Consider the following 16,403-nt stretch of genomic DNA (forward strand, 5'->3'; position numbering starts at 1 on the left):
CGCTTAATCCGCCACCAGCACATCGGCGACGAATTTCGGCTCGCGCACGGTCTGGCCCGTGAAGGGTGAGCCTTGCTCGAACCAGGAGCGCGGGGCAGGTGCGCCCCACAACGTCTGGCGGCGCGGATCGCGCAGCGACCAGCGCAGCGGCTCGTGGTCGTGATCCCCGGTGAAATAGTCGCTGGTGTAGAGCTCGAGGCGGTGTCCGTCAGGGTCGCGGACGTAGAGGAAGAACGCGTTCGAGATGCCGTGGCGTCCGGGGCCGCGCTCGATGTTCTTGACGAAGCCCGAGGAGGCCATGACGTCGCAGAGATGGATGATGTTCATCGCCGTCGGCGTCCAATAGGCGAAGTGATGCAGCCGCGGGCCCTTGCCGTTGGTGATGGCGAAGTCGTGGACATTGCCCTTGCGATGCATCCAGGCGGCGGCGATGCGCCCGTTCGGCCCGTCTTCTTCCGCGTACTCGGTGAGGCGGAAGCCAAGCCGCGCATAGAAGTCCACGGTGTCCTGCACCTCGGCGGCGAAGACGTTGAAATGGTCGAGCCGCTGCGGGTGGCAGCCCCGGTAGAGGTCGTAGCGGCGAAGCAGATGCGGCCGCTTGTCCATCGCCGCATAGAGCTCGATCTGGAAGCCGAAGGGATCGGTGAATTGCAGCGTGCGGCCCTGGAACGGCTGGTCGACGAAGGCGTAAGCGAGGCCGTTCTCGGAGAGGAACGCGGCGGCCTTGTCGAGGTCCTTGTCGTTGCCGACCTTGAAGCCGAGCCGGGCGCAGGCGGGAGCAGCCGCCTTGCGCAGCACCAGCGAGTGATGCTGATGCTCCTCGGCGGCGCGCAAATACACGACCTTGTCGTCGGCATCCTCGACATGCAGGCCGACGGTGGTCTCGTAGAACGCGCGGCTGAGCTTCAGATCGGTCACGTCGAGCACGACGTGGCTCGAACGGATGATGTTGAAGGGCGGCTCGAAGATATGTTGCGGTACCGGCATTGGCGTTTCCCCTCGGTCCTGTCATTGCGGGGCGGCTCGCAGAGCCGAACCCGGAATCCATCGCGCAGCAGAGTTGGTGGATGAATGGATTCCGGGCTCGCTTCGCGCCCCGGAATGACCGTTTCCCTAAGTTCCCAGTTTCTGAATCTTGTGTGTGCCCCGCGCCAGCGAGACGTGCTTGGTTTCCATGTAGAAGTCGAACGAGTAGTCGCCGCCGTCGCGGCCGATGCCCGAGGCCTTCATGCCGCCGAACGGCGTCGGCAGATGGCGGACGTTTTCCGAGTTCAGCCAGATCATGCCGGCCTCCAGCGCGTCGGCGACGCGCAATGCGCGGCCGACGTCGTTGGTCCAGACATAGCCGGTCAGGCCGTAGCGGATGTCGTTGGCGATCTCGATCGCGTCGGCTTCGTCCTTGAAGGGCAGCACGGTGAGGAAGGGGCCGAACACCTCTTCCTGCGCGACGCGCATCTTGCCATGCGCGCCAGTGACCAGCGTCGGCTCGACATAATGTCCGCCGCCGGGGCCGTCATAGGCCTTGCCGCCGACCGCAATGGTCGCGCCGTCCTTCCGCGCGACGTCGAAATAGGAGCAGACTTTTGCCAGATGCCGCTCGTGGATCAGCGGTCCGATCTCGGTTGAGGGATCGAGGGGGTGGCCGACCTTCAGCGCCTTCACGCGCGCGGTCAGCTTCTCCACGAACTGTTCCGCGATGCTTTGCTGGATCAGCAGCCGGCTCGACGAGGTGCAGCGCTCGCCATTGAGCGAGTAGATCATGAACACGACGGCATCGAGCGCGCGGTCGAGATCGGCATCGTCGAACACGATCACCGGGTTCTTGCCGCCGAGCTCGAAATGCACGCGCTTCAAGGTCGGTGCACCCTGAACCATGATTGCCGAGCCGGTCGCGCTCTCGCCGACAAAGCCGATCGCCTTGATGGCGGGATGCTCGGTCAGCGCCTTGCCGGCCTCTTCACCGAAGCCGTGCACGGTGTTGAGCACGCCGTCGGGGACGCCGGCTTCCTTGACAAGTCTTGCGAGAATGGCGGCCGTCGCTGGCGACCACTCCGCCGGCTTGTGCACGACGGTGCAGCCGGCGGCCAGCGCAGGGGCGATCTTCCAGGTCGAGAGCATGAACGGCGTGTTCCACGGCGTGATCACGCCGACCGGGCCGATCGGCACGCGGGTCGAGACGTTCCAGTGCTCATCGCTCGGCATGTTCTGGCCGTCGCGGGCTTCCGCGCATTTGTCGGCGAAGAAGCGAAAATTCTCGGCGGCGCGGATCGCGGCCTTGGCCATGAAGCGATAGGCCTGCCCGGTGTCGATGCATTCCAGCACGGCGATGTCGTCGGCATTGTCCTCGATGGCATCAGCCACGCGATGCAGCAGCTTCTTCCGCATCGCGGGCCCAATCTCGCGCCACGACTTGAAGGCGAGCGCTGCGGCGGTTGCCGCGCGATCGATATCCTCGGCATTGCCGCGCGCGACGCTCGCGAGCACAGCGCCATCGACCGGCGACTTGGTCTCGAAGGTCTCGCCTGAAATCGAGGGGACGATCTCGCCGTCGATCATGTGGCCGATGCCGTCGGCGCGCAGCGTCTTCAAGAGCGGCGCGACGCGGTCGCGGTTGGCCTGGAACACATCGGCTTTCGGGGTGGGCTTATCCATGGGCGGCCTCCACTTTCAGGGCGTCGTGGATGTTGTTGCGCTTCCAGCTGGTGTCCTTGTCGTTGATCTGCATATCGAACGAGAGGGCGAACTTGCTGGCGGCGAAGACGGGATCGAGATGCCGCGAGAGGGCCTGGAAGACGTGCTCGCCGGCTGTCTTGCGGGTGGGGAGGTCGCGGCCCTCACCGATGCGCAGCACCATGTCGAGAAAGCCGTAGTCCTGCCTGTTATCCGCGATCGCATAATGCTCACACCTGACAGCGCGGACGCGGATGCCCCCGAGCGGGAAGATGCCGGTCTCCACCGCCGCCTTGCGCACCACTTCGCAGACCGCGCCGATGTCGAGGCGGCCATCGAGATTGGCCGAATACTCGATCGTGAAATGCGGCATGGCGGTTTCACTCCCTGTCTTTTTTGTTCGCCTAGGCGAAGTAGCAGCTCACCGAGCCGTAGGCGCCATAATCGGCCTGAATTGTGTCGCCCTTGCGGGTCTCGATCGGACGGATGAAGGAGCCGGCGAGCACGACCTGGCCGGGCTCCAGCGCAAGGCCGAGCGGCGCGATCTTGTTGGCAAGCCAGGCCACGGCGGTGGCGGGATGATTGAGCACGCCCGCGGCAAGGCCGGTCTCTTCCAACTGGCCGTTCTTGAAACACAGCGCGCCGATCCAGCGCAGATCGGCCTCCAGCGGGCGGATCGGCCGGCCGCCGAGCACGATGCCGGCATTCGCCGCATTGTCGGCGATGGTGTCGAAGATTTTTCGCGTGGCTTTGGTCTTGGGATCAACGCGCTCGATCCGCGTGTCCAGGATCTCCAGCGCCGGCACCACGAAATCGGTGGCGTTGAGCACGTCGAACATCGTGCTATCAGGCCCCGCGAGGCGCTTGCTCATGACGAAGGCGAGCTCGGCCTCGACGCGCGTCGCGATGAAGCGCTCGGTCGGGACCAGGCCGCCGTCAGCGAAGAACATGTCGTCGAGCAGCACGCCGGAATCCGGCTCGTCGATGTTGAGCGCACTCTGCATCGCCTTCGAGGTCAGGCCGATCTTGTGGCCCTTGACGAGGCGCCCCTCGGCGATCTTGACGTCGACCCAGGCCTTCTGAATCGCGTAGGCGTCAGTGATGGTGATGCCAGGGAAATCCTGCGAGAGCTGCCGGATCTGCGTGCGGGTCTTCTCCGCCTGGTGCAGACGTCTCGCGCAAGCTTGGATATCGTCGTTGGAAAGCGCCATCTGTGATCTGACAAATCGTGGTGCGGGGAGATACTTAACATGTTAAGTGAATGCGTCAAACAGAATCTGGCCGTGCTGCACTGCAAACATTTTGCGGCTTGAAAGGGCGTCATGACGAAGAGACCGGCCGATCCCGCCAACGCTAGCGCGCCTGCCGCACGGCAGGTTCCGATGCGCGATTTCTCGCGCTCGCTGCCGATGTCGCTCTTGCGCGCGCGAGAGGCGGTGATGCGGCAGTTTCGTCCCTCGCTGCGCGAGCACGGCCTGACCGAGCAGCAATGGCGCATCCTGCGTGCGTTGGCGGCCATCGACGCCGCAGAGGTCACGGAACTCGCGCGCACGGCGTTTCTGCTCGGGCCGAGCCTGTCGCGCATCCTGCGCGATCTCGAGGCGCGCAATCTGATCGAGCGCAAGATTGCGAAGGCGGACCAGCGCCGCAGCATGGTCTCGATCTCGAAGGAGGGCGTGAAGCTGATGGCCTCCGTCGCGCCGACGTCGGAGGCGATCTACGCCGAGATCACCAGCCGCTTCGGCGCCCGCAAGCTCGCCGAATTGCAGGAGATGCTCGGCGAACTCGAACAGAGTCTTGCGGGGCTCGGCGCCGGCAACGAGGCAAGTGCCGAGGAGTGAGGGCCGGGGGCGCGCTGACCGGAACCGGGGCCACCTCCTGCGGCCGGCGGTTTGCCGACGGCATGCTGGCCTTCCCTGTCGATCCCCAAGGCGGTCCATACCTCCCATGTGTTCGATGCAGAGGTCTTGCGCCATGTCGACTTCAAGCCGGTAGCAGGGCTCGATCAGGTGCTGATTCCCGGCGATCCCGGGCGGAAAACCCGCATCCAGCGCACCCAAAACGGCATCCCCTTGCCGGATGACACCCGGGCGGCGATAGTGAATACCGCCCGCGAGGTCGGCGTCAGCGAAGTCAGCATCCAGAGGGCGACTGCATAGGTCTTGCGTCATTGCGAGCGTAGCGCGGCGCTCCGGTTCGCGCTAACAGCGGGGCCGTGCTGTCGCGGCGCTCGTCATGGTGACGACGGCCCAAACAACAAAGAAGGAAGGCAACGTGGCGAACAAGGTCAAGGAAATCTGGAAGTCGGGCAAGGCCGTGGTCAACGCATGGCTCGCGATTCCCTCCGGCTTCTCGGCCGAGATGATCGCGCAATGCGGCTTCGACAGCGTCACGGTCGACATGCAGCACGGCGTGCAGGACTATCTGTCGATGGTGCAGTGCTTCCAGGCCATGGACAAGCATCCGGTGACCCCGATGGTCCGCGTGCCCTGGAACGAGCCCGGCATCATCGGCAAGGTGCTCGACGGCGGCGCCTATGGCGTGATCTGCCCGATGGTCAACACGCCCCAGGAAGCCAGGAACCTCGTCTCCTATTCGAAATATCCGCCGCAGGGCGTGCGCTCCAACGGCCCGATCCGCGCCGGCATGTACGGTACCGCGGGCTCCTACCAGAAGACGGCGAACGCCGACACCATTCTGCTGCCGATGATGGAGACCAAGACCGCGGTCGAGAACATGGAAGCGATCCTCGACGTCGAGGGCATCGACGGCGTCTATATCGGCCCGTCCGATCTCGGCTTCTCCTACGGTCTCGAGCCGAAGCTCGACCGCAGCGAACCGGAGATCCTCGCGATCTACGAGAAGATCATCAAGGAGTGCGGCAAGCGCGGCCTCAACCCGGGCATCCATTGCAGCGGCGCCGAAGGCGCGGCGCGCGCCATCAACATGGGCTTCAAGCTCGTGACGCTGTCGAACGAGGTCGGCCTGATGACGACCTACGCCAAGATGCAGGTGAATGCGACCCGCAAGGATTCGGGCGGCAAGGCCTGATCTCTCGTGTCCCGGACGCGATGCGGCGCCTAGCGCCGCTTCGCAGAGCCGGGACCCAGAAGCCAGTGAAGTACATGACGTAACAACTGGGCCCCGGATCTGCAGCGCACCGCTTCGCGCTGCGCAGCGTCCGGGGCACGATACTTTGAAGACCTAAGGAGACCTCTGATGACCATCAGCCCCGCCATCCGCCTGCATCCCGATGATGGCGTGCTGATCGCGCGCGCCAGCCTGCCGCCTGGAACAGCGGTGGCCGACGGCGTGACGACGGTCGAACGCATTCCCTCCGGCCACAAGGTCGCGATCAAGCCGATCGCGGTGGGCGAGCCGATCAAGCGCTACGGCCAGATCATCGGCTTTGCCACGGTGCCGATCGCGCCCGGCCAGCACGTGCACACCCAGAATTGCGGCATGGGCGATTTCGCCAAGGACTATGCCTATTGCGCCGACGTCAAGCCGACGCCGAACTTCGACCTGCCGGCGACCTTCGAAGGCATCCGCCGCCCGGACGGCCGCGTCGCCACGCGCAACTATATCGGCATCCTCACCTCGGTGAATTGCAGCGCGCATGTCGCGAGCCTCGTCGCCGACGTCTTCAAGAAGAACCCCTTCAGCGGCGACAACCCGCTGGCCGATTTCCCCAACGTCGACGGCGTGGTCGCGCTGACGCACAAGACCGGCTGTGGCATGACGCAGAACGAGCCGCTGGCGCTGCTCCGCCGCACGCTCGGCGGCTACGCGCGCCACGTCAATTTCTCCCACGTCATCGTGCTCGGCCTCGGCTGCGAGGTGAACCAGATCGGCGGCCTCATGGAGGAGCAGAAGCTCGCCGGCCGCCTGCGCGCGATGGACATCCAGGAGGTCGGCGGCACCCGCAAGACGGTGGAGGCGGGGATTGCCTTCGTGCGCGAGGCGCTCGCCGACGCCAACAAGGTGAAGCGCGAAACGGTGCCGGCAAGCGAGCTCACCGTGGCCCTGCAATGCGGCGGCTCCGACGGCTATTCCGGAGTATCGGCCAACCCGGCGCTCGGCGCCGCCAGCGATCTCATCGTGCGCCACGGCGGCACCGTGATCCTGTCGGAGACGCCGGAGACCTACGGCGCCGAGCACCTGCTCACCCGCCGCGCCGTCAGCCGCGAGGTCGGCGAGAAGCTGGTCGATCTCATGCGCTGGTGGGACGCGTACACCGAGCGCGAAGGCGCCGAGATGAACGCCAATCCGAGCCCCGGCAACAAGGCCGGCGGCCTCACCACCATTCTGGAAAAGTCGCTCGGCGCGATGGCCAAGGCCGGTACCACCAACCTCGTCGAGGTGCTGCGCTACGCCGAGCCCATCACCAAGAAGGGTTTCGTGTTCATGGACACGCCCGGCTACGATCCCGTCGCGGCGACCGGGCAGGTCGCCGGCGGCGCCAATCTGGTCTGCTTCACCACCGGCCGCGGCAGCGTGTTCGGCTGCAAGCCGGCGCCGTCGATCAAGCTCGCCACCAACACGCCCATGTACAAGCGCATGGAAGAGGACATGGACGTCAATTGCGGCACCATCCTCGAGGGCGAGGAGAGCGTCGAGCAATGCGGCCAGCGCATCTTCGAGCTCATCCTCAAGACGGCCTCGGGACAGCCGACCAAGAGCGAGAGCTTCGATTTCGGCGGCGCCGAGTTCGCGCCCTGGGTGCTGGGCGCGACGATGTAGCGGTGCTGATGCACCTCGCTGCAGGACGCGGACACCTAAGTAGTCATACGTAGGTGTCATATGACCGCAGGAGCTCCTGCGGTCACTCGGGATTAACATTTCGCACCGTAATCGTGAGGTGATGCGGGCGACTCCTTCGAGGGCGCTGCCCTTCGTGAGGAGTCGTCAACGATGACGCGTGCGATACGGCCGACTGGCGTGGAAAATCTCCTCGGTGAGGAGGAGCTGATCGTATCGAAGACCGACCTCAAGGGCCGCATCACCTACGCCAACGACATTTTCATCCGCATGGCGAAATACAGCTATGCCGAGCTGATGGGCGCCCCCCATAGCCTGATCCGCCACCCCGACATGCCGCGCTGCGTCTTCAAGCTACTCTGGGACACGCTTCAGTCCAAGCAGGAGATCTTCGCCTACGTCGTCAACCTGGCGAAGGACGGCAGTCATTACTGGGTGTTCGCCCACGTCACGCCGACGTTCGACGAACGCGGCAATATCGTCGGCTATCACTCCAACCGTCGCAAACCGGATCCGGCGCAGGTCGAGCGCATCAAGCCGATCTACAAGACGCTGTGCGCGGAAGAAGCGCGGCATGCCAATGCCAGGGACGGCATGCATGCGAGCTTCGATGCGATGGTCGGCCTGCTCAAGCAACAAGGTATCGGTTACGATGAATTTGTGCTCTCTCTCTAAGGCGCAGGGAGCGACCGCGCTCGCGTGTATCCTTGCCGTCGTTGCCTTCGGACTCTCGCTTCTCGGTGTGACTGGAATCATCAGTGCGGCGCTGTCAGGCGCGACGGTCGCGCTGCTCGGCTATGCCGTCTGGTGCCAGCGTCGCACGGCGGTGGCCGTCGATGAGGTCGCGGATGTGTGCCGCAAGGCGGCGCGCGGCGATCTCGAGGCGCGCATCCTGAGCGACCGTCAGGCCGGGCGGATCGGCGCTATCCAGAAGTCGGTCAACGACATGCTCGACATCACCGACGCCTATCTGCGTGAAGCCTCGGCGTCGATGGAGTATGCCAGCCGCGGCAAGTATTTCCGCAAGATCCTGGCGCGCGGATTGCCCGGCTCGTTCCGCCGTTCGGCCGCCGTCATCAATTCCGGCACCGACAGTCTCGGCCGCAGGGTCGTCGAGATCGCGGACCTCGCACAGCAGTTCGGCACGCATCTCGACCAGGTGGCCGGCACCCTCATGGGTGCCGCGACTGATCTCGAATCCGACGCCGGCCAGATGGCGGCGGCGGCCGAGAAGACCAGCCGGCAGACCTCCGGCGTGCTCAGTGCGTCCGATCATGCCTCGCGCAACGTCGCCACCGTCGCCGGCGCAGCCGAACAGCTTGCGTCCTCGATTGCCGAGATCGGCCGTCAGGTGACCGGCTCGACCGCGAGCACCGGACGCGCCGTGAACGAAGCCAATCGCGCCGGCAGCGAGATCCGCACGCTTGCGGATGCGGCGATGCGGATCGGCGACGTCGTCAAGCTGATCAGCGAGATCGCCGAGCAGACCAACCTCCTGGCGCTCAACGCCACGATCGAGGCGGCGCGTGCGGGCGAGGCCGGTCGCGGCTTCGCGGTGGTGGCCTCCGAGGTCAAGAGCCTCGCCAACCAGACCGCGAAGGCGACCGAGGAGATCAGCGCCAAGGTCGGCGAGATGCAGCAATCGACGACCAATTCGGTCGCAGCGGTCGAGGCGATCGCGCAGACCATCGCCGAGATCGACGGGATCACCGCTTCGATCGCGACCGCGATCGAGCAGCAAGGTCTTGCCACCCGCGAGATCGCCCACAACGTCCAGGAGGCGTCGGCCGGCACCTCCCAGGTCTCCTCCAACGTGACAGGTATCAGCGAGGCCGCCGCCGACACGGGGCGGGTTGCAAGCCGCGTCAACAGCGCCTCCGAACGCGTCCATGGCGAGGTCGAGACGCTCAAGCGCGAGGTCACGCAGTTCCTGCAGCGGCTGACGTCCGCGGCGTAGCGTCACCCTACAAGAGGTCGTCATGCCCGGGCTTGTCCCGGGCATCCACGTTCGTAGGGTGGGCAAAGGCGATCTTGCGCCGTGCCCACCATCGATCCACACGACGAAAGCGGTGGGCACGCTTCGCTTCGCCCACCCTACGATACTGCCCGTGTAGCTCGGATTACGCTTCGCTCCGTCCAGGCCTACGGGGCAACGACGGATACTTCCTAGGCACGGTCTGCCCGTTGTTAGTGCTTGATCGCACTGGCGTCAGGTGTTCTGCTCAAAAAAGCTGCTGGAGCACCGTACCCCGTGTCGATCTACGTCGCGTTACACCACGTCACGCACTACAAATACGACCGCCCGATCGATCTTGGTCCGCAGACCATCCGTCTGCGGCCGGCGCCGCACACGCGCACGCCGATCCTGAGCTATTCGCTCAAGGTCACGCCGGCCAACCATTTCGTGAACTGGCAGCAGGATCCGCAGGGCAACTGGCTGGCGCGCTACGTTTTTCCGGAGAAGACGACCGAGCTGAAATTCGAGGTCGATTTCACGGCGCAGATGACCGTGGTCAACCCGTTCGACTTCTTCGTCGAGCCCTATGCCGACAGCTTCCCGTTCGAATATCCCAAGGACCTGAAGACGGAGCTGGCGCCCTATCTCGAGACCGTCAAGCCGGATCGCCTGTTCGCAAAATTTCTCGACACGATCCCGCATGAAGCCCCGAACACCGTCAACTTCCTGGTCGATCTCAATCGCGAGCTTCAGAAACACGTCCGCTACATCATCCGCATGGAGCCCGGCGTGCAGACGCCGGAGGAGACGCTCTCCTCTGGCGCCGGCTCGTGCCGCGACTCCGCCTGGCTCCTGATCCAGACTCTGCGTCATCTCGGGCTCGCCGCCCGCTTCGTCTCCGGCTACCTGATCCAGATCCGTCCCGACATCGATCCGATCGAGGGACCGCCCGAGGTCGAGAACGACTTTACCGACCTGCACGCCTGGGCCGAGGTCTACCTGCCGGGCGCGGGCTGGATCGGGTTCGACGCCACCTCCGGCATGCTGGCGGGCGAGGGGCATATCCCGGTGGCCGCCACGCCGCATTATCGCTCGGCCGCGCCGATCTCCGGCGGTGCCGGCTTTGCCGAGGTCGAGTTCGCCTTCGACATGAGCGTGAAGCGCATCCGCGAGGCGCCGCGCATCACCAAGCCGTTCTCCGACGAATCCTGGGCGCGGCTCAACGATCTCGGCGAGCAGGTCGACGGCGATCTCGCGAGCGCGGACGTGCGGCTCACGATGGGCGGCGAGCCGACCTTCGTCTCGGTCGACGATCTCGAGGCGGGGGAGTGGAACACGGAGGCCGTCGGCCCGACCAAGCGCGCGCTCGGCGACGATCTGATCCGCCGCCTGCGCACGCGCTTCGCGCCGGGCGGGCTTCTGCATTACGGCCAGGGCAAATGGTACCCGGGCGAGAGCCTGCCGCGCTGGGCCTTCGGCCTCTACTGGCGCAAGGACGGCGTGCCGATCTGGAAGAATGTCGACCTGATCGCCAAGATCGAGAATCCGCGGCCGGCCCGGGCGAAGGACGCTGAGGCCTTCATGGAGGGCGCGGCGCTGCGGCTTGGGCTCGATCCCGGCTACATCATGCCGGCCTATGAAGACACCGCACTCTGGCTTCAGAAGGAGGCCGAGCTTCCCGTCAACGTCGATCCGACCGACTCCAAATTGTCCGATCCGGAGGCACGTGCGCGGATCGCGCGGGTGTTCGAGCAGGGCCTCAACACCCCGCGCGGCTTCGTGCTGCCGGTGCAGCGCTGGAACGCGCCGCCGCGCTGGCGCAGCGAGCGCTGGACGTTGCGGCGCAATCATCTGTTCCTGACGCCGGGCGATTCCCCGCTCGGCCTGCGTCTGCCGATCGGTTCGCTCGGCTACGTCCCGCCGAACCAATATCCCTACATCATCGAGCGCGACCCGATGGAGGCGCGGGGCAAGCTGCCGGTGTTCACCCTCGCGGCGCGCCCGGAAGCGCCGCCGCGGGTCGCGCCCGAGCATCTCAACACGTCGATCCCGGTGCGCACCGCGATGTCGGTCGAGGTCCGCGACGGCGTGCTCTGCGCCTTCATGCCGCCGGTCGAGCGGATCGAGGATTATCTCGAACTCGTCGCGGCGCTCGAAGCGACCGCCGAGGAGATGCAGCTCCAGGTCCATGTCGAGGGCTATCCGCCGCCGTTCGACCCGCGCATCGAGGTCATCAAGGTGACGCCCGATCCCGGCGTCATCGAGATCAACATCCAGCCGGCCAAGAGCTGGCGCGACGCGGTCGACATCACCTCCGGCCTCTATGAGGACGCGGCGAAGGTTCGCCTCGGCGCCAACCGCTTCCTGGTGGACGGCCGCCACACCGGCACCGGCGGCGGCAATCACGTCGTGGTCGGCGGCTCCTCACCTCAGGACTCGCCGTTCCTGCGCCGGCCCGATCTGCTGAAGAGTCTGGTCTTGCACTGGCAGCGGCATCCGTCTCTGTCCTACTTCTTCTCCGGCCTCTTCATCGGCCCGACCAGCCAGGCGCCGCGCATCGACGAGGCCCGGCACGACAGCATCTACGAGCTCGAGATCGCGCTCTCGCACGTGCCGCCGCCGGGCTACCAGACGCCGCTGTGGCTGGTGGACCGGCTGTTCCGGCATCTGCTCGTCGACATCACCGGCAACACCCACCGCGCCGAGATCTGCATCGACAAGCTCTATTCGCCCGATGGTCCGACGGGGCGGCTCGGCCTCGTCGAATTCCGCGCGCTCGAAATGCCGCCCGATCCGCGCATGTCGCTGGCGCAGCAGCTCCTGATCCGCGCGCTGATCGCAAAGTTCTGGCGCGAGCCGCAGGCAGGCAAGTTCGTGCGCTGGGGCACGGCGCTGCATGACCGTTTCATGCTGCCGCATTTCATCTGGGAAGACTTCCTGGACGTGCTCTCCGAGCTGAAGCAGTTCGGCTATCCGTTCGAGCCGGAATGGTATCTGGCCCAGCTCGAATTCCGCTTCCCCGCCTTCGGCCGCGTCCATCATGGCGGCGTGACGCTGGAATTGCGCCAGGCGCTGGAGCCTTGGCATGTGCTCGGCGAGGAGGGGTCGGCCGGCGGCACCGTGCGCTATGTCGACTCGTCGGTCGAGCGCCTCCAGGTCAAGGCGGAGGGTTTCGTCGAGGGCCGCCACATCGTGACCTGCAACGGCCGCCGCCTGCCGATGACCTCGACCGGTCGCTCCTCGGAGGCCGTGGCCGGCGTCCGCTTCAAGGCCTGGCAGCCGGCCTCCGGCCTGCACCCGACCATTCCGGTTCACGCGCCCCTGACCTTCGACCTGATCGACACCTGGAACGGCCGCTCGCTCGGCGGCTGCGTCTATCACGTCGCCCATCCGGGCGGGCGCAGCTACGACACGAAGCCGGTCAACACCTATGAGGCCGAGGCGCGGCGGCTGGCGCGCTTCCAGGACCATGGCCATACGCCGGGGCCGATGCAGCCGCCGCCCGAGGAACGCACAAATGAGTTTCCGCTGACCCTCGACTTGCGAACCCCGCTCCTGCAATGAGTATGAGGGTGGGGCAGGGAGAGGCGCATGGGCGAGGGCGCAGCCGAAGAGGACGACAAGGCGGGTAAGGCGCAAAGCCAGCGCCGGCTCGCGCAATGGGTCCGCGACTATAGCCGCCTGCCCGGCATTCCCGACGAGTTCCTGGGGCCCGACGGCGCCCCGCGCGCGGTCTGGAGCCGCTTCTTCGATGCCTTCGGCGCGCTTGCGCCCGACGAGATCGAGCGGCGGTTCGGCATGGCCGACCGCCACCTCCGCGAGGCCGGCGTCACCTACCGCGCCCCCGGCGACAGTGCCGACCGGCCGTGGTCGCTCAGCCATCTGCCGCTGCTTATCGACGAGGCCGACTGGAAGCAGCTTTGCGACGGCATCACCCAGCGCGCCGAGCTGCTCGAGCTCGTGCTGCGCGACATCTATGGCGAGGGCCGGCTGGTCGCGGAAGGCGCGCTGCCGGCGGCCGCGATCGCCGGCAGTCCCGAATATCTCCGTCCCGTCTGCGGCGTGCCGCCGCCGGGCGGGCGCTATCTCTCGCTCTACGCCGCCGATGTCGGCCGCGGGCCCGACGGTCGCTGGTGGGTGCTCGGCGATCGCACGCAGGCGCCCTCAGGCGCGGGCTATGCGCTGGAGAACCGCCTGGTGCTCTCGCGCGCCTTCTCTGATCTCTACAAGTCGATGAACGTGCCGCGCGTCGCGCCGTTCTTCGAGGCGTTTCGCGACAGTCTTCGCGCACGCGCCGACCGTGACGAGCCCAGGATCGGCGTGCTCACGCCCGGCAGCTTCAGCGAGACTTATTTCGAGCACGCGACGCTGGCGCGCTATCTCGGCTTCCTCCTGGTCGAGGGCGACGATCTCGCAGTCAGCGACAACCGCATCCACATCCGCACCGTCGCCGGCCTGAAGCGGCTCGACGTGCTGCTCCGCCGCGTCGATTCCAACTCGCTCGATCCGCTCGAGCTCGATGCGTCTTCGCGGCTGGGGGTGCCCGGCCTGATCGACGTGCTGCGCAAGGACGGCGTCGTCGTCGCCAACATGCCGGGCTCCGGCGTGCTGGAGGCGCGGGCGCTGCTCGGCTTCCTGCCGGCGCTCAGCCGCCGCCTGCTCGGCGAAGAGCTGAAGATGCCGCACATCGCGACCTGGTGGTGCGGCCAGCGCATCGCGCGCGACGAGGTGTTGTCGCGGCTCGACGAGGTCGCGATCGAGGGCGCCTACCGCCGCGGCGTTCCCGGCTTCGACAGCAACGGTCCGGTGCTGGCGAGCGAGCTCGACGCCGCCGGACGCCAGCGCCTGATCGACGCCATCGGCGCACGCGGCATGGACTATGTCGGCCAGGAGGTGGTGCGGCTCTCGACCATGCCGGTGTGGGAGCAGGGCCAGATCACGCCGCGCCCCTTCGTGCTGCGCGTGTTCGCAGCCGCCACGCCTGACGGCTGGGCCATCATGCCCGGCGGCTTCTGCCGCATCGCCGAGCAGGCCGATGCGCGCGCGGTGTCGATGGGCGACGGCGCCCGCGCCGCCGACGTCTGGGTCGTCTCGGGCAAGCAGGTCTCGACCGCGACGCTGCTGCCCGCGACCGACAAGGTGCGGATCCGCCGCATCGCCGGCGTGCTGCCGAGCCGCGCCGCCGACAATCTGTTCTGGCTCGGCCGCTATCTCGAGCGCGCCGAGGCGACCCTGCGGCTGGTGCGCGCGCTGGGCTCGCCGAGCGGGCCCAACAAGGGCACCGCGGCCTCGCTGCAATCGGCCGAACGCATCCAGCGCCTGCTGGTGGCCTGGGGCGCGATCTCGCAGACCTCGCGCGCGGCCCCCGGGCGGATCGCCGCCGAGGCGTTGCAGAGCGCGGAGCGCTTCGGCTCGGCCTTGTCGCTGGTGCGCGCGGCGCAGCGCACCGCGACCTCCCTGCGCGAGCGGCTGTCGCCCGATGCCTGGCAGGTCATCACCGAGATGGCTGAGCGCCTCGCCTACGAGGTCGAGGACGACGACAGCGTGCTGAGCGCGGCCGAGCTGACCTTGCAGGAACTGGCGAGCTTTGCCGGCCTTGCGCAGGAGAACATGAACCGCGCCGCCGGCTGGCGCTTCCTCGACATCGGCCGCCGCACCGAGCGCGCCATCAACACGGCGCGATTCGCGCGCCAGTTCGCCTATGACGAGGCCGGCGACGAGGATCTCGACATCCTGCTGACGCTGGTGGATTCCCAGATCACCTACCGCTCGCGCTATCTGCTGGCGCCGATCCTGGCGCCGGTGCGCGACCTCGCGGTGCTCGACGGCTTCAACCCGCGTTCGGTCGCGTTCCAGGTGGCGACGCTGAACGAGCACATCGCGGCGCTGCCGAGCCTGAAGGAGCACGGCCTGATCGAGCAGCCGCAACGGCTCGCGGTGGCGGTGCAGGCGATGCTGGCGACGGCCGAGGCCGAGAAGCTCGAGGTCAAGACGCTGTTCTCGCTGGAGCAGGATCTGCTCAGCCTCGCCGAGGCGATCGGGCTGCACTACTTCCCGCATGGCCCCAATGCCAGCCGGCCGGAAAAGCTGACGGGGCTGGCGTGATCTACGACATCCGTCACGTCACCACCTACGAATACGAGAGTCCGGTCAGCTTCGCCCGCTGCACGCTGCGGCTGGAGCCGAAGAGCGGCAGCGGTCAGGAACTGATCTCGCACCAGGTCGAGATCCGTCCGCGCCCGTCCGAGCGCAATATCCGCCGCGACTTCTTCGGCACGCTGACCGAGAGCGTGGTGATCGAAGCCGCGCATCGCAATTTGCGCATCGACTCGCGCTCGCGCGTCGCCGTCTCGCGCCAGCCGCCGGCGCGCGATGCTGTCAGCCCGGCCTGGGAGAGCATCCGCGACATCGCGTTCGAGGCAACCAGCCTCGGGCCGTCATCGCCGGTCGGCTACGTCTTTGCGAGTCCGCTGGTGCCGGTGCTGCGTCCGGTCAGCGCCTATGCGGCGGAGAGCTTTCCACCCGGCGAGGGCATCCTCAAAGGGGCGGTCGATCTCATGCACCGCATCCGCAACCAGTTTCGCTACGATCCCAAGGCGACAGTGATCTCGACGCCGCTCAACGAGGTCTTCGACAAGCGGCACGGCGTCTGCCAGGACTTTGCCCATGTGATGATCGCAGGGCTGCGCGGGCTCGGCCTGCCGGCGGCCTATGTCAGCGGCTATTTGCGCACCATCCCGCCGCCGGGCCAGCCGCGGCTGCAAGGCGCCGACGCCACCCACGCCTGGGTGTCGCTGTGGTGCGGGACGGAGCTGGGCTGGGTCGATTTCGATCCGACCAACGATCTTCTGGTCGCTGGCGACCATATCGTGCTCGCGGTCGCGCGCGACTTCTCCGACGTCTCCCCGGTCGATGGCATTATCGTCGGTTCGCCGAAGCAGAAGCTCGGCGTCGCCGTCGACGTGCTGCTGGTGGAATGACCGCGGGTCTCCGCCGTCCAGGACGATGCAGGCGC

General features: G+C 66.7%; 13 protein-coding genes. 9 read left to right on the forward strand and 4 right to left on the reverse strand.

Going from position 1 to position 16,403, the window contains the following annotated elements; genetic code table 11:
• Positions 1–3: 3 nt before the first annotated feature.
• The 4 genes from hpaD to hpaH all read right to left on the reverse strand — a co-directional run bounded on the left by hpaD (position 4) and on the right by hpaH (position 3,881).
• A complete protein-coding gene (hpaD, locus tag ACE10W_RS11680) occupies positions 4–987 on the reverse strand; it encodes a 3,4-dihydroxyphenylacetate 2,3-dioxygenase (RefSeq protein WP_304551667.1) in 984 nt (327 codons plus the stop codon).
• Positions 988–1,113: 126 nt separating this feature from the next.
• A complete protein-coding gene (gene hpaE, locus ACE10W_RS11685) occupies positions 1,114–2,652 on the reverse strand; it encodes a 5-carboxymethyl-2-hydroxymuconate semialdehyde dehydrogenase (protein WP_304551670.1) in 1,539 nt (512 codons plus the stop codon).
• The gene (locus ACE10W_RS11690) at positions 2,645–3,043 is read right to left on the reverse strand and encodes a 5-carboxymethyl-2-hydroxymuconate Delta-isomerase (RefSeq protein ID WP_304551672.1); all 399 of its coding nucleotides are present in this window, start codon (positions 3,041–3,043) and stop codon (positions 2,645–2,647) included. The genes hpaE and ACE10W_RS11690 overlap by 8 nt, the downstream gene beginning before the upstream one ends.
• A 31-nt stretch (positions 3,044–3,074) precedes the next feature.
• Complete coding sequence (hpaH, locus tag ACE10W_RS11695; RefSeq protein WP_304551674.1) at positions 3,075–3,881, reverse strand: 2-oxo-hept-4-ene-1,7-dioate hydratase; 807 nt, start codon at positions 3,879–3,881, stop codon at positions 3,075–3,077.
• 111 nt (positions 3,882–3,992) lie between these two features.
• On the opposite strand from hpaH, the gene hpaR reads away from it, so the two are divergent.
• From hpaR to ACE10W_RS11740, 9 genes are all read left to right on the forward strand, one after another.
• A complete protein-coding gene (gene hpaR, locus ACE10W_RS11700; RefSeq protein ID WP_304551676.1) occupies positions 3,993–4,511 on the forward strand; it encodes a homoprotocatechuate degradation operon regulator HpaR in 519 nt (172 codons plus the stop codon).
• Between the two features lie 126 nt (positions 4,512–4,637).
• The gene (locus ACE10W_RS11705) at positions 4,638–4,829 is read left to right on the forward strand and encodes a hypothetical protein (RefSeq protein ID WP_370204060.1); all 192 of its coding nucleotides are present in this window, start codon (positions 4,638–4,640) and stop codon (positions 4,827–4,829) included.
• A 115-nt stretch (positions 4,830–4,944) separates the two neighbouring features.
• Positions 4,945–5,721, forward strand: a complete 777-nt coding sequence (locus ACE10W_RS11710) for an HpcH/HpaI aldolase/citrate lyase family protein (protein ID WP_008549964.1) — start codon at positions 4,945–4,947, stop codon at positions 5,719–5,721.
• Between the two features lie 168 nt (positions 5,722–5,889).
• Positions 5,890–7,413, forward strand: a complete 1,524-nt coding sequence (locus tag ACE10W_RS11715) for a UxaA family hydrolase (RefSeq protein ID WP_011085758.1) — start codon at positions 5,890–5,892, stop codon at positions 7,411–7,413.
• Between the two features lie 171 nt (positions 7,414–7,584).
• The gene (locus ACE10W_RS11720) at positions 7,585–8,106 is read left to right on the forward strand and encodes a PAS domain-containing protein (RefSeq protein WP_304551679.1); all 522 of its coding nucleotides are present in this window, start codon (positions 7,585–7,587) and stop codon (positions 8,104–8,106) included.
• The gene (locus ACE10W_RS11725) at positions 8,084–9,388 is read left to right on the forward strand and encodes a methyl-accepting chemotaxis protein (RefSeq protein WP_304551680.1); all 1,305 of its coding nucleotides are present in this window, start codon (positions 8,084–8,086) and stop codon (positions 9,386–9,388) included. Before ACE10W_RS11720 ends, ACE10W_RS11725 begins: the two co-directional genes overlap by 23 nt.
• 294 nt (positions 9,389–9,682) lie before the next feature.
• Positions 9,683–12,952, forward strand: coding sequence for a DUF2126 domain-containing protein (locus ACE10W_RS11730; RefSeq protein ID WP_304551681.1), 3,270 nt, complete (start codon positions 9,683–9,685; stop codon positions 12,950–12,952).
• A 27-nt stretch (positions 12,953–12,979) separates the two neighbouring features.
• Positions 12,980–15,493, forward strand: coding sequence for a circularly permuted type 2 ATP-grasp protein (locus tag ACE10W_RS11735; protein WP_304551682.1), 2,514 nt, complete (start codon positions 12,980–12,982; stop codon positions 15,491–15,493).
• On the forward strand, positions 15,490–16,368 hold the full coding sequence (locus tag ACE10W_RS11740) for a transglutaminase family protein (protein WP_304551683.1): 879 nt from the start codon (positions 15,490–15,492) through the stop codon (positions 16,366–16,368). Before ACE10W_RS11735 ends, ACE10W_RS11740 begins: the two co-directional genes overlap by 4 nt.
• Positions 16,369–16,403: the final 35 nt, after the last annotated feature.

Origin of the sequence: Bradyrhizobium sp. B025 (genome assembly GCF_042257955.1) — a bacterium.
GTDB classification, from domain to species: Bacteria; Pseudomonadota; Alphaproteobacteria; order Rhizobiales; family Xanthobacteraceae; genus Bradyrhizobium; species Bradyrhizobium diazoefficiens.